The following is a 13,358-nucleotide window of genomic DNA, read 5'->3' as shown; positions in this document are numbered from 1 at the left end:
GGGCGGATCGCCGGGGCCTCCCTGGGGCACGACGCGCTGCTCGATTCGAGCGCGCCCGTCACCCCGAGCAGGACCAGCGCGTCATCCGTCGCGATCGCAGGCGGAGCACCCGGCGCGCGAGGCCGTCCGATACCGCCCGGGCGGGACCGGACGTTCGCGGCTGAAGGCTCGATCAAGAGTGGAGTCCGCCTTCCGCAGCAGCCGGTGTATCGTTCACGTCACCGAGGTAAAAGGCGTCGCGCTCTGCGACGCACCTGCACGCGGCATCGAACGAGTCGCCACTTCTTCCCAGAAGGAGTGCGTCTCGTGCCACCCAGCCCCTCTCTCCCCCGCGGCCGGCGGGTCGCCGCCGACGCGCCTCCCCGGCTGTCCGATGCGTCGATCGCCCTGGCCGGGCTGTCCGCGGTGTTCCTGTTCGAGATGCTCGACACCTCGGTGCTGAACGTCGCGCTGCCGACGATCGGCCGCGAGCTGGGCTCGTCGACCACGGGGCTGCAGTGGGTGTCCGGCGCCTACGCGGTCGCCTTCGGCGCGCTCATGCTGCTCTTCGGCGCCGTCGCCGACCGGGTGGGACGCCGCCGGGTGATGCTCGTCGGCCTCGCGCTCCTCGCCGTGGCGAGCCTCGCGACCGTGGCGGTCACGACCACCGAGCAGCTCATCGCCGTCCGGGTGCTGACGGGTGTCGCCGCGGCGATGACCACCCCCGGGTCGATGGCGCTGGCGTTCCGGCTGTTCGACGACGAGGGCCTGCGCGTGCGGGCCCTGACGGTGATCTCGACCGCGGGGCTCGTCGGCCTGGCCGTCGGCCCGACCGTCGGCGGGTTCGTGCTCGCCATCGCTCCGTGGCAGGTGCTGCTGCTGGCCGACGTGCCGATCGCCGCGCTGGCGTTCGTCGGCATCCGATCCGGAGTCGCTCCGGATGCACCCGCGGGGCTGCGGCACGACCCCGTCGACGTGGGCGGCGCTCTGCTCGGGGCCGCGACCGTGACGGGGCTGCTCGTGACGCCGACCGTCGTCGTGGGGGCGACCACCGCCTCCTCGTGGGGGTGGGTCGCCGGCGCCCTGACCGTCGCATGCGGGGTCGGATTCGTCGTGCGCGTGCGGACCGCGCGGCACCCGGTGGTCGACCTGCGTCTGCTCGCCCGCCCCCTGGTGTCGAGCGGGCTGGCGTTCAAGGCCGCGTCGGGCCTCGCCGTCGCCGGGATGTCGTACCTCGTGACGCTGCAGCTGCAGTTCGCCTGGGGCTGGCCGCCGGCCCTCGCCGCCGTCGGCACGTCGCCGCAGGTCGTCGTGCTCCTGGCCGGAGGGCGCCTCGTGGGGCCGTTCGTGCAGCGGGTCGGCCTGAGCCGCGCCGCATGGGTCAGCGCGGTCACGGTCGTGTCGGGCCTCGTGGTCTTCGGCGCCCTGAGTCGTCACGGGTACGTCTGGGTGCTCGTCGCGCTCGTGCTCGTCGCCGCCGGCATGCGCGTCGTCGGCGTCGTCGCAGGCGCCTCCGTGCTCACGGGCCTCCCCGTCGACCGCACCTCGATGGGCGCGGCCCTCGTCGACACCTCGAGCGAGCTCGCCGGCGGGGTCGCGGTCGCCGCCGCGGGAACCATCGTCGCCGCGTTCGTCACCGGGAGCATCACGACCGTCCCGTGGACGGCCCCGCGTCTCTCAGGATTCGAGGACGCCCTCACCATCGCCGGGCTCGGCCTCGCGGCCGTCGCCGCCGTGCTCGTCGCGGTCGGCATGCTGCGGGCGCGGACGTCCGACGCGCCGGCCAGCACGGCCACCCCCGCCGGATCGACCACCCCTGCCCCTTCGACCGCATCCGCCCCTGCGACCGCCATCGCCACCCCTGCCGAGGAGTCCTCCCGTGCCTGACACCATCCCCCTGCCCCGCCCGCCGTTCGACCCCGAGTTCGTGCCCTTCCTGGAGGCGATGGACGCCCGCGGCCGCTTCCGGCTCGAGACCGGGATGCTGCCGGGGATGCGACAGCTGGACATGACGGAGGCGCAGCTCGACGAAGGACTGCGAGCTCGCGGTCTCGAGAGGCGCAGCATCACCGTGCCCGGGCACCTCGGCGACCCGATCGCCCTCGCGGTCGTCCAGCGCATCGGCCGCACCGGGACGGCGGCCTGCGCCTTCGCCGTCCACGGGGGCGGCATGATGTTCGGTCACCACCTCGGCGATCTCGATTCGTACGACGACTGGCTGCTCGTGCACGACGTCGTCCTGGTCAGCCCCGATTACCGTCTCGCCCCGGAGCACCCCGACCCGTACCCGGTCGAGGACTGCTACGCCGGCCTGGTCTGGACCGCCGAGCACGCCCACGAGCTCGGCATCGACCCGGAGCGGATCGTCCTCGTCGGCCAGAGCGCCGGCGCCGGACTCGCGGCGGGCACGGCGCTCCTCGCCCGCGACAGGAACGGGCCGGCGGTCGTCGGGCAGGTGCTCGTCAGCCCCATGCTCGACGATCGCGATGCGACCCTCTCCGCCCGGCAGTTCGACGGGGTGGGCGTCGCCGACCGCGAGATGACCCGGTTCGGCTGGGACGCCTACCTCGGCCACCGTCGCGGCGGAGACGATGTGTCGATCCACGCCGCTCCGGGCCGTGCGACCGATCTCGCCGGCCTGCCGCCGGCGTACCTGGACTGCGGCAGCACCGAGGTGTTCCGCGACGAGACCGTCGCCTACGCCACCGCGCTCTGGGCGGCGGGCGTCCAGGCGGAGTTGCACGTGTGGCCCGGGGCGTTCCACGGGTCGACGAGCATGATGCCGGAAGCGACCCTGTCTCGCAGGGCCGTCGCCGCTCTCCGCGACTGGACCGAGCGCCTCCTCGGCACGACGCCCTGACCGGAGGAAGGGGGCGAACCGAGCTGCCCACCAGCCCGGCAGCCGAGGAGAGGCACCGGACCCTGTGGTCGCTCCCGTGTCGGGCCCGGTCGGTCCGATTCGAGATCACCACTTGCGGTCACCGGGAACGAGGCGGCAGTCTTGGTCGATCCTGAGGGGGACATCATGAACACAGCCGCAGTCGTCATCATCCTGATCGTCGTCGTCATCGTCGCGGCCACGATCGCGCTCGTCCTGCGCGAACGCCGCGACCGTCTGACGGCCGAGCGTCTCGACGGCGCCGACCCCGGGGCCGGTCTTCGGGCCCACGCCGATGCCGAACGCCGGGCCGCCGGCATCCGAGGGGAGGCCGGGGGCACGTCATGGTCCGCCGGCGGCAAGAACTCCGCCTGACCCACGGTGGTGAGCGTGAGCGCATCACATGACCTCACCCCGCGCCGGCGCTCCGCCGAGCGTCCCCGTCTCGACGCCCCATGTGCGGAGATCAGCGCTGCGACCCCCGAAGACCCCCTGAGCTGACGAGGCACCCCGCCGCACTCCCCGGGCAGCCGCACGTCGACCCGGGCGTCTCCGATGCACGAGCCTCGGGGCGTACAGTCGCGCCCATGCGCCTCACCAAACTCGAACACGCCTGCCTGATCATCGAGATCGAGGGGCGGCGCCTGGTCGTCGACCCCGGCTCGTTCGGCTCGCCGATGATCGACGTGGCCGACGTCGACGCCGTCGTCGTGACGCACGAGCACCCCGACCACTGGACACCCGACCAGCTCGGCCACCTGCTGGCGACGAACCCGGGCATGACGATCTACGGTCCGGCCGGCGTCGCCTCGGCGGCGGCCGACTTCGACGTGCACGTCGTGGCGGACGGCGAAACGATCGAGGTCGGCCCGTTCGACCTCGCGTTCCACGGCTCACGCCACGCCGTCATCCACGAGTCCATCCCCGTCATCGACAACGTCGGCGTGCTCGTCGACGGTCGGCTCTTCTACCCGGGCGACGCGTTCACCGTCCCACCCGTCGCCGTCGAGACCCTCGCCGCTCCCGTGGGCGCTCCGTGGTTGAAGATCTCGGAGGCCATGGACTACGTCACCGCCGTCGGCGCGACCACCGTGTTCCCCACGCACGAGCGCACCCTCAGCGACGCCGGGCTCGCCATGCACTTCGACCGGCTCCGGTCGAGCGCCGAGTCGGTCGGCGGGCGGGCCGTGCTGCTGGCGGCGCACGAATCCCTCGAGATCTGACGCCGCGCCTCCTCGGCCCGGTCTCGGTCGCCCGACCGCGAGACGACGGACCGCCCGCCCCTCGATACGGGGGCGGGCGGCCCGTCGTCTTAGGGAGAGGCTAGAGCGTGATGTCGATCTCGCGCAGCAGCTCGGCGTCGATGGCGACCCGGACCTTCTCGACCAGGTCGTCGGGGGCCGGGCTGTCGATGGTCAGGACGCTGAGCGCCTGTCCGCCGGCGCTGCGACGGGCGATCTGCATGCCGGCGATGTTGATGCCGGCCTCGCCGAACTCGCGCCCGTAGACCGCGACGATGCCGGGTCGGTCGCCGTAGACCATGACGATGTGGTGCTTCGCGAGAGGCACCTCGACGTCGTAGCCGTTGATCTCGACGATCTTCTCGACCTGCTTCGTGCCGGTCAGCGTGCCCGAGACCGAGATCTGCGACCCGTCGCTGAGCGAGCCGCGGAGGGTGATCACGTTGCGGTACTCGTCGCTCGCCGGATCGGTGAGCAGACGGACGGTGATGCCCCGCTGCTCGGCGAGCAGGGGCGCGTTCACGTAGCTGACCGATTCGCTCACGATGTTCGTGAAGATGCCCTTCAGGGCCGCGAGCTTCAGGACGCTGACGTCGTACTCGACGAGGTCGCCGCGCACCTCGACGTCGACGCTCGTGAGCGGGCTGTCGGCGAGACCCGAGAAGACCTGGCCGATCTTCTCGACGAGACCGATGCCGGGGCGCACGTAGGGGTCGATGACGCCGCCCGCCACGTTTACGGCATCGGGCACGAGCTCGCCGCCGAGCGCCAGGCGCACCGAGCGGGCGACCGAGACGCCCGCCTTCTCTTGCGCCTCGGACGTCGAGGCGCCGAGGTGCGGGGTGACGACGACGTTCTCGAGACCGAGGAGCCGCTGGTCGACGGGGGGCTCGGAGACGAAGACGTCGAGACCGGCGCCGGCGATCTCGCCCGTGGTCAGCGCCTCGTAGAGGGCGTCTTCGTCGATCAGACCGCCGCGGGCCACGTTCACGACGAACGCGCTCTTCTTCATGGCCTTCATCTGCTCGAGGCCGATCATGCCGGTCGTCTCGGGGGTCTTCGGCATGTGGATGGTGACGAAGTCGGCCGTGGCCAGCAGATCGTCGAGCGAGAGCAGCGTGACCCCGAGCTGCTGGGCTCGCGCCGGGGTGACGTAGGGGTCGTAGGCGACGACGTTCACGCCGAACGCCTGCAGACGGGCGGTGATCAGGGCGCCGATGCGACCCAGACCCACGATGCCGACGGTCTTCTCGAAGAGCTCGACGCCGGTGTACTTCGAGCGCTTCCACTGACCCTGGGCCAGGGCGGCGTGCGCCGCGGGGATGTGACGCGCGAGGCTCAGGATGTGACCGACGGTCAGCTCGGCGGCCGAGACGATGTTCGAGGTCGGCGCGTTCACGACCATGACGCCGGCGGTCGTCGCCGCCTTGATGTCGACGTTGTCGAGCCCGACGCCGGCGCGGGCGACGACCTTGAGGTTCGGCGCGGCGGCGATGGCCTCGGCGTCGACCTGGGTCGCCGATCGGACGAGCACCGCATCGGCCTCGGCCAGCGCCGTGAGGAGGGCCGGACGATCGGTGCCGTCGACCGATCGCACGTCGAAGTCGGGACCGAGGGCCTCGACGGTTGCGGGTGAGAGTTCTTCTGCGATCAACACGACGGGCTTTGCCACGGAGACGAGGTCCTTAAAGAGAGAGTTCGGGGGGACGGCCGCGACGCGCCGTGGGCGCGGCTGTCGTCACTCTATCGACTCCCCCGCCATGTGACGCCCCGGGTCGGCGGGGCGGGTCAGATGCTCTGGACGTAGGCCGTGATCGTCAGGCTGAGGGCCGCGACCGCACCGAGGGCCGCGAACAGCACCAGCACGACGACGGGCAGTGCGCGACGGCGGGCGACGACCAGGGCTGCGACGAAGGCTGCGGGTGGCAGGGCGACGTTCGCGACGAGGGCGAACCACGGCGGCGACGCCACCAGCCCGTCGAGGCCGTTCTCGGCGTAGAAGTCGTTGTTCGCGTACCGGGCCTCGTTCGGCACCGAGATGAGGTTCGTGACGGCCTCGACGAGGTCGTAGGCGAACAGCAGCCCGAACAGGATCACCAGAGCGACGACGACCACCGAGGAGGCGCGGTCGCGGCGGGGAGCACCCGTCGCGTCACCACGTGCGCGGCTCATGCGCCCACCCCGACGAGCAGCGGCCAGGGGGCCACGATCAGCACGCCGATCAGCAGCGCGACGAGACGCCGACGGCTCGCCGCCGCCGGGACGACCGCGATCGTCGCCGCGAACCAGAGCACCGGGGCGGCGACCGCGACGACGACGCCGAAGCGCCAGAGGCCCGTGGCGAAGGGCGTGTCGAAGGTGTACGTGAAGCGACCCATGAGGGTGACCCAGCCCACGGCGCAGAGGAGGAGGGCTCCCCCCAGGATCCCGTGGCCGATCAGGGCCGCCGAGCTCATGGGCTTGACCGCGGCGGGGTCGTCGGGTCGGTCGTCGGGCCCGGGCTCGCCGGCCCGCGCCGGCCCGTCGACGTGACTCGCGTCGAGCTCGTCACCCCAGCTGAGGGCCTCGTCGTCGCCGTCGACCGGCTCGGGCCGGCTCGACGTCATGCCGACGTCTTGGCCGCGACGGCGTCGCGCAGTGCCGGGAACAGGGGGTGGTCGGTCAGGACCCCCGTGAGCGTCGTCGTCAGCTCGTCGGCGGAGAGACCGGAGCTGAGCAGCGCCTGCAGCTCGACGCTCTCGACGTCGTCGGCGACCGAGAAGTCGAGGGCGGCGCCGACGGCCCGGACGAGAGCGTCGGAGGGAAGGCCGCGCTCGGCCAGCTGAGCCGCGGGCCCGACGAAGCGCTCGTGCCGGCTGAGCTTGCGGAGGGGGTTCCGCCCCACGCGCTCGGTCGTGTCGGGGAGGTGGGGGTTGGCGATGCGGACGAGGTTCTTCTCGATGTAGGCCTGCTGCGCGTCCGCATCGAGACCGTGCTTGGCCACCAGCAGCGACTTGGTCTCGGACAGGACGCCCCGCACCTCGGTCATCACCTCGGCGTCGTCGAGGGCTTCGCGGATGCTCGCGAGACCGCGACGGAACCCGTGATAGGCGGCCGCGGCATGAGCCGTGTTGACGGTGAACAGCTTGCGCTCGATGAAGGGCTCGAGATCGTCGACCCAGGTGACGCCCTCGATCTCGGGACGCGAGTCGCCGAACGGCGTGCTCTCGACCACCCATTCGAAGAAGGACTCGATGGTGACGTCGAGGGTGCCGCCGGCCTGCTCGGGGACGATGCGGTCGATGGCGCAGTTCGCGAAGACGGCGTTCTCGGCGGGGTCGTGCTCTCGCACGGCCGCGGCGAGCGAGTCGGTGGCGTTGATGGCGTTCTCGCACGCGATGACGGCGAGCGGCGGCAGGGCGGCGTCGCGGGCGGCGAGGCCCTTGGCGATCACGGGCGCGACGAAGGGGAGGATCCGGGCTCCGACGGCCGTGGTGACGATGGCGGCGGTCGCGATCTCGGCGACGAGCGCCGCCTCGTCGGACCGGCTGTTGATGGCCCGGTAGCCGTCGACGACGGTGACGCGGCTGTCTTCGCCCACCTCGTGCACCTCGAAGGACGACTGCGACTGGAGCGAGCCGATCAGGTCGTCGTTCACGTCGGCGAAGACGACCTCGTAGCCGCTCGCGTGGAGGAACTGGGCGACGAAGCCGCGGCCGATGTTGCCGGCGCCGAAGTGGACTGCTGTCTTGCTCTCTGCCATGCCTTAGATCATGCCACGGCGTCGCCGTGCGGGCGGACGCCGAGAGGGCCCCGCAACGTCCGGTGCGAGGCCCTCTCGGGATGACTCGGAGGCGTCAGCGCGCAGCGCTGCCGTCGCCCGTCGGCGGAGCCGACCGATACGGCCAGCGTCGCCCCGACTGCGTCGGCGTCAGCGCGCAGCGCTGCCGTCGACGTAGTCGCTGTCCTGCTGCTTCCAGGCGAACAGGGCGCGGAGCTCCTGGCCGGTGGCCTCGATGGGGTGCTCCTCGCCCTTCTTGCGCAGGGCGACGAACTCGGGGGCGCCGGCGTCCTGGTCGTCGATGAAGCGCTTCGCGAACGCGCCCGACTGGATGTCGGCGAGGACGGCCTTCATGTTGTCCTTGACGTCGGGGGTGATGACGCGAGGGCCCGAGACGTAGTCGCCGTACTCGGCCGTGTCGGAGACGCTCCAGCGCTGCTTGGCCAGGCCGCCCTCCCAGATGAGGTCGACGATGAGCTTGAGCTCGTGCAGGACCTCGAAGTAGGCGATCTGCGGCTGGTAGCCGGCCTCGGTCAGGGTCTCGAAGCCGTACTGGATGAGCTGCGAGGTGCCGCCGCAGAGCACGGCCTGCTCGCCGAACAGGTCGGTCTCGGTCTCTTCCGTGAAGGTGGTCTTGATGCCGCCGGCGCGGAGGCCGCCGATGCCCTTCGAGTAAGACCACGCGAGATCCCAGGCGGCGCCCGAGGCGTCCTTCTCGACGGCGACGATGACGGGGACGCCGCGGCCTGCCTCGAACTCGCGGCGGACCGTGTGACCCGGGCCCTTGGGGGCGACGAGGACGACGTCGACGCCCTCGGGCGCCTCGATGTAGCCGAAGCGGATGTTGAAGCCGTGCCCGAAGACGAGGGCCTTGCCGTCGGCGAGGTTCGGAGCGATGTCGTCGGCGTAGACGTGACGCTGAACCTGGTCGGGCGCGAGGATGACGATGACGTCGCCCCAGGCGGACGCCTCGGCGGGGGTCTGAACGGTGAAGCCGGCCTCTTCGGCCTTGGCGCGGCTCTTCGAGCCCTCCTTCAGGCCGACGACGACCTCGACGCCCGAGTCGCGGAGGTTGAGCGCGTGCGCGTGACCCTGCGAGCCGTAGCCGATGACGGCGACCTTCTTGCCCTGGATGATCGACAGGTCGGCGTCGTTGTCGTAGACGATTTCAGTCACAGTGGTGATTCTCCTCGGTTGTCGACGGATGTCGGTGGGGATGTCGGTTGATGGGATGACGAGGAGGCGCAGGTCGACCGCGCCGCGCCCGTCTAGTTCTTGAAGACGCGGTCGGTGATCGACTTGGCGCCGCGGCCGATGGCCAGGAGCCCGGACTGCGAGATCTCCTTCACGCCGTAGGGCTCGAGCACCCGCAGCAGGGCGGTCGTCTTGCCCGTGTCGCCGGTGACCTCGATCACGAGGGAGTCGGTCGAGACGTCGACGACCGACGCGCGGAACAGCGTCACCGCCTCCAGCACCTGCGAGCGGGTCGTGTTGTCGACCCGCACCTTGATGAGCATGTGCTCGCGCTGCACGGACTGCGAGTAGTCGAGCTCGACGATCTTGATCACGTTGACCAGCTTGTTCAGCTGCTTCGTGACCTGCTCGAGCGGCAGCTCCTCGACGTCGACGACGACCGTGATGCGGCTGAAGCCCTCGAGTTCGCTCTTGCCCACGGCGAGGCTCTCGATGTTGAAGCCGCGGCGGGCGAAGAGACCGGCGACGCGGGTCAGCAGACCGGGCTTGTCTTCGACCAGCAGGCTCAGGACGTGGCTCATGCGTGCTCTCCTGTCATGTCGCCGTCGCGGGTGGTGTCGGAGGCGCTGGTGCCGGGTGCCTCGTCGTCCCACTCGGGGGCGAGGGCGCGGGCGTGCTGGATCTCGGAGTTCGAGACGCCCTGAGGCACCATCGGCCACACCATGGCGTCGCGGCTGACGACGAAGTCGATGACCACGGGGCGGTCGTTGGTCTCGAGGGCGAGCTTGATGGCGGCGTCGACCTCGTCCTCACGGCGGACCCGGATGCCGAGGGCGCCGTAGGCGTCGGCCAGCTTGACGAAGTCGGGCACCATGCGCGTCTCGTGCCCGGTGTTGAGGTCGGTGAACGAGTGGCGACCCTCGTAGAAGAGCGTCTGCCACTGGCGGACCATGCCGAGCGACGAGTTGTTGATGATCGCGACCTTGATGGGGATGTCGTTGATGACGCAGGTCGCGAGCTCCTGGTTGGTCATCTGGAAGCAGCCGTCGCCGTCGATGGCCCAGACCACGCGGTCGGGCTGGGCGACCTTCGCACCCATGGCGGCCGGGACCGAGTAGCCCATCGTCCCCGCGCCTCCGGAGTTCAACCAGGCGTGCGGACGCTCGTACTGGATGAACTGCGCCGACCACATCTGGTGCTGACCCACCCCGGAGGCGTAGACCGCCTCGGGGCCCGAGAGCTCGCCGATGCGCTTGATGACGCCCTGAGGCGAGAGGAGCCCGTCGTCGGGCTCGGTGTAGCCGAGCGGGAACTGCTCGCGCAGACCGTTCAGGTGCTCCCACCAGGCGGAGATGTCGGGGCGGACGCCGCCGGTCACCTCGGCGAAGGCGCTCGTGAGGTCGGGGATGACGATCTTGGCGTCGCCGACGATGGGCACGTCCGCGAAGCGGATCTTCGAGATCTCGGCCGGGTCGATGTCGACGTGCACGACCTTCGCGTTCGGGGCGAAGAGATCGGCCTTGCCCGTGACCCGGTCGTCGAATCGGGCGCCGAGCGCGATGATCAGGTCGCTCTCCTGGAGGCCGAGCACGGCCGGGACCGTGCCGTGCATGCCCGGCATGCCGAGGTGCTGGTCGTGCGAGTCGGGGAACGCGCCGCGGGCCATGAGCGTCGTGACCACAGGGGCCCCGGTGGCCTCGACGAGCGTCTTCAGCTCGGCCGACGCGCCGGCGCGGATGACGCCGCCGCCGACGTAGAAGACGGGCTGCTTCGCCTCGGCGATCATCTGCGCCGCGGCCGTGATCTGCTTGCCGTGGGCCTTGGTGACCGGACGGTAGCCCGGCAGGTCGACGACGGGCGGCCAGATGAACGGCGCGCTGTTCTGCTGCGCGTCTTTCGTGATGTCGACCAGCACCGGTCCGGGGCGACCCGTCGTGGCGATCTGGTAGGCGGCCGCCAGCGTGGCGGGGACGTCTTCGGGCTTCGTCACGAGGAACGAGTGCTTGGTGATCGGCATCGTGATCCCCACGATGTCGGCCTCCTGGAAGGCGTCCGTCCCCATGAGGGTCGAGAAGACCTGACCGGTGATCGCCAGGAGCGGCACGGAGTCCATGTAGGCGTCGGCGATCGCCGTCACGAGGTTCGTCGCGCCAGGGCCGGAGGTGGCGATCGCCACGCCCAGGCGGCCGGACGAGGCGGCGTAGCCCTCGGCCGCGTGACCGGCGCCCTGCTCGTGCCGGACGAGGATGTGCCGGATCGCCGTCGAGGCCATCAGCTCGTCGTAGAACGGGATGATCGCGCCGCCGGGAAGACCGAAGACGTCGGTGACCCCGAGGTTCTCGAGCGATTTGAGGATCGCGCCGGAGCCCGTCAGGACGGGAGGCGCGGTGGTCGCGGCCGGGCTGTTCGCGCGACCGGAGGCACGGGTCGTGGCTCCGGGCAGTGGCGTCGTTTCGGAGGGCATGAGTGCCGGGTTCCTGTTCGTGGTGATGTGACGGTGATGACGGGTGTCGTCGACGACGGACGGGCCCTGGCCGCCGAGCCGGCGGTCGCGGTGGGCCGACCCTGTCACGGCCTGCCGAGGAGGCGCGGCCTAGTAGGTGACGGCGCCTTCCGCTGCAGAGCGGACCTGGCGTGCGTACTTGGCGAGGACACCGCGGGTGTATCGCGGCGGGAGGGGCTCCCAGCCGTCGCGGCGGGATTCAAGCTCAGCCGGATCGACGAGTAGGTCGATCGAGCGAGCGGCGATATCGACCCGAATCAGATCACCATCGCGCACGAACGCGATCGGACCGGAGTCGACCGCTTCGGGTGCTATGTGGCCGATGCACAGGCCGGTTGTGCCGCCTGAGAATCGTCCGTCCGTCAAGAGTAGTACATCTTTTCCGAGCCCCGCGCCCTTGATGGCCGCCGTGATGGCGAGCATCTCGCGCATGCCCGGGCCGCCCTTGGGACCCTCGTAGCGGATGACGACCACGTCGCCGGCCTCGATGCGCCCCTCGGTGAGGGCGTCCATGGCGCCGCGCTCTCGTTCGAAGACCTTGGCGGGCCCCTGGAACACCTCGGCGTCGAAGCCGGCGGTCTTGACGACCGCGCCCTCGGGGGCGAAGGTGCCGCTCAGGACCGTCAGACCGCCCGTCGCGTGGATCGGGTTGTCGAGCGTGCGGAGGACCTCGCCGTCGAGCGGCTTGGGCTTGATCGCCTCGAGGTTCTCGGCGACCGTCTTGCCGGTGACGGTGAGGCAGTCGCCGTGCAGCAGACCGGCGTCGAGCAGGGCCTTCATGACGACGGGCACGCCGCCCATGCGGTCGACGTCGTTCATGACGTACTTTCCGAAGGGCTTGAGGTCGCCGATGTGCGGCACCTTGTCGCCGATGCGGTTGAAGTCGTCGATCGTCAGGTCGACCTCGGCCTCGTAGGCGATGGCGAGCAGGTGGAGCACGACGTTCGTCGAGCCGCCGAACGCCATGGCGACGGCGATGGCGTTCTCGAACGCCTTCTTCGTCAGGATGTCGCGGGTCGTGATGCCGAGGCGGAGCATCTCGACGACGGCCTCGCCCGAACGGTGCGCGAAGTAGTCGCGGCGACGATCCGCCGACGGCGGGGCCGCCGAGCCGGGGAGGCTCATGCCGAGGGCCTCGGCCACGCTCGCCATCGTGTTCGCGGTGTACATGCCGCCGCACGCGCCCTCGCCCGGCACGATCGCGCACTCGATGGCCTTGAGGTCCTCCTCGCCGATGGTGCCGGCCTTGTAGGCGCCGACGGCTTCGAAGGAGTCGATGATCGTGACGTTCTTCTCGGTGCCGTCGCTCAGCTTGACCCACCCGGGGGCGACGCTGCCCGCGTAGAGGAAGACGCTGGCGAGGTCGAGTCGGGCGGCGGCCATCAGCATGCCCGGCAGGGACTTGTCGCAGCCGGCCAGCAGGACCGAGCCGTCGAGGCGCTCGGCGTTCATGACGACCTCGACGCTGTCGGCGATGACCTCACGCGAGACCAGCGAGAAGTGCATGCCCTCGTGGCCCATCGAGATGCCGTCCGAGACGGAGACCGTGCCGAACTGAAGCGGATAGCCGCCGCCTGAGTGCACGCCCTCTTTCGCGCCCTGGGCGAGCCTGTCGAGCGACAGGTTGCAGGGGGTGATCTCGTTCCAGCTGCTCGCGATGCCGATCTGGGGTTTGTCCCAGTCGGCGTCGCCCATCCCGACGGCACGGAGCATGCCTCGGGAGGTCGTGGCTTCGACGCCGTCGGTGACGACTCGGCTCCGCGGTTTGATGTCGATCCCGACCGGGGTGTCCTTCTCTGGCAT

12 protein-coding genes are annotated in these 13,358 nt (G+C 70.8%); 4 read left to right on the top strand and 8 right to left on the bottom strand.

Going from position 1 to position 13,358, the window contains the following annotated elements:
* The first annotated feature begins 306 nt into the window (after positions 1-306).
* From ASF17_RS05540 to ASF17_RS05525, 4 genes are all read left to right on the top strand, one after another.
* Complete coding sequence (locus ASF17_RS05540) at positions 307-1,866, top strand: MFS transporter (RefSeq protein WP_055798281.1); 1,560 nt, start codon at positions 307-309, stop codon at positions 1,864-1,866.
* Positions 1,859-2,839: an alpha/beta hydrolase gene (locus ASF17_RS05535; protein WP_055796314.1), complete on the top strand. Its 981-nt coding sequence runs from the start codon at positions 1,859-1,861 to the stop codon at positions 2,837-2,839. Before ASF17_RS05540 ends, ASF17_RS05535 begins: the two co-directional genes overlap by 8 nt.
* A gap of 165 nt (positions 2,840-3,004) precedes the next feature.
* Positions 3,005-3,232, top strand: coding sequence for a hypothetical protein (locus ASF17_RS05530; protein WP_055796311.1), 228 nt, complete (start codon positions 3,005-3,007; stop codon positions 3,230-3,232).
* 212 nt (positions 3,233-3,444) lie between these two features.
* Positions 3,445-4,080, top strand: coding sequence for an MBL fold metallo-hydrolase (locus tag ASF17_RS05525; RefSeq protein WP_055796308.1), 636 nt, complete (start codon positions 3,445-3,447; stop codon positions 4,078-4,080).
* A 100-nt stretch (positions 4,081-4,180) separates the two neighbouring features.
* Here the strand turns inward: ASF17_RS05525 and serA are convergent, their stop codons facing one another.
* From serA to ilvD, 8 genes are all read right to left on the bottom strand, one after another.
* On the bottom strand, positions 4,181-5,770 hold the full coding sequence (gene serA / locus ASF17_RS05520) for a phosphoglycerate dehydrogenase (protein ID WP_055796305.1): 1,590 nt from the start codon (positions 5,768-5,770) through the stop codon (positions 4,181-4,183).
* Positions 5,771-5,886: 116 nt separating this feature from the next.
* On the bottom strand, positions 5,887-6,270 hold the full coding sequence (locus ASF17_RS05515; RefSeq protein ID WP_055796302.1) for a hypothetical protein: 384 nt from the start codon (positions 6,268-6,270) through the stop codon (positions 5,887-5,889).
* Positions 6,267-6,704 carry a hypothetical protein gene (locus tag ASF17_RS05510; RefSeq protein WP_055796299.1) on the bottom strand — a complete coding sequence of 146 codons (438 nt, stop codon included), beginning with the start codon at positions 6,702-6,704 and terminating at the stop codon, positions 6,267-6,269. Before ASF17_RS05510 ends, ASF17_RS05515 begins: the two co-directional genes overlap by 4 nt.
* Entirely contained in the window at positions 6,701-7,840 is a 1,140-nt protein-coding gene (locus ASF17_RS05505; RefSeq protein WP_055796296.1) for a mannitol-1-phosphate 5-dehydrogenase, read from the bottom strand. Before ASF17_RS05505 ends, ASF17_RS05510 begins: the two co-directional genes overlap by 4 nt.
* A 168-nt stretch (positions 7,841-8,008) precedes the next feature.
* The gene (gene ilvC, locus ASF17_RS05500) at positions 8,009-9,034 is read right to left on the bottom strand and encodes a ketol-acid reductoisomerase (protein ID WP_055796293.1); all 1,026 of its coding nucleotides are present in this window, start codon (positions 9,032-9,034) and stop codon (positions 8,009-8,011) included.
* Positions 9,035-9,126: 92 nt separating this feature from the next.
* Positions 9,127-9,633 carry an acetolactate synthase small subunit gene (ilvN, locus tag ASF17_RS05495; protein WP_055796290.1) on the bottom strand — a complete coding sequence of 169 codons (507 nt, stop codon included), beginning with the start codon at positions 9,631-9,633 and terminating at the stop codon, positions 9,127-9,129.
* Positions 9,630-11,516 (bottom strand): acetolactate synthase large subunit, encoded by a 1,887-nt coding sequence (locus ASF17_RS05490; protein ID WP_082475205.1) that lies wholly within the window; start codon positions 11,514-11,516, stop codon positions 9,630-9,632. The genes ilvN and ASF17_RS05490 overlap by 4 nt, the downstream gene beginning before the upstream one ends.
* Positions 11,517-11,645: 129 nt before the next feature.
* Positions 11,646-13,358 (bottom strand): dihydroxy-acid dehydratase, encoded by a 1,713-nt coding sequence (gene ilvD, locus ASF17_RS05485; protein WP_055796286.1) that lies wholly within the window; start codon positions 13,356-13,358, stop codon positions 11,646-11,648.

The organism is Frigoribacterium sp. Leaf263, from assembly GCF_001422285.1.
Taxonomy (GTDB): domain Bacteria; phylum Actinomycetota; class Actinomycetes; order Actinomycetales; family Microbacteriaceae; genus Frigoribacterium.
This window is presented reverse-complemented; position numbering and strand designations above follow the sequence as displayed.

Bases quoted from the DNA above. Each gene is read 5' to 3' on its own strand.
- ASF17_RS05530 (WP_055796311.1), top strand. From the start codon at position 3,005: ATGAACACAGCCGCAGTCGTCATCATCCTGATCGTCGTCGTCATCGTC.
- ASF17_RS05525 (WP_055796308.1), top strand. From the start codon at position 3,445: ATGCGCCTCACCAAACTCGAACACGCCTGCCTGATCATCGAGATCGAG.
- ASF17_RS05515 (WP_055796302.1), bottom strand. From the start codon at position 6,270: ATGAGCCGCGCACGTGGTGACGCGACGGGTGCTCCCCGCCGCGACCGC.
- ASF17_RS05510 (WP_055796299.1), bottom strand. From the start codon at position 6,704: ATGACGTCGAGCCGGCCCGAGCCGGTCGACGGCGACGACGAGGCCCTC.
- ASF17_RS05505 (WP_055796296.1), bottom strand. From the start codon at position 7,840: ATGGCAGAGAGCAAGACAGCAGTCCACTTCGGCGCCGGCAACATCGGC.
- ilvN (WP_055796290.1), bottom strand. From the start codon at position 9,633: ATGAGCCACGTCCTGAGCCTGCTGGTCGAAGACAAGCCCGGTCTGCTG.
- ASF17_RS05490 (WP_082475205.1), bottom strand. From the start codon at position 11,516: ATGCCCTCCGAAACGACGCCACTGCCCGGAGCCACGACCCGTGCCTCC.
- ilvD (WP_055796286.1), bottom strand. From the start codon at position 13,358: ATGCCAGAGAAGGACACCCCGGTCGGGATCGACATCAAACCGCGGAGC.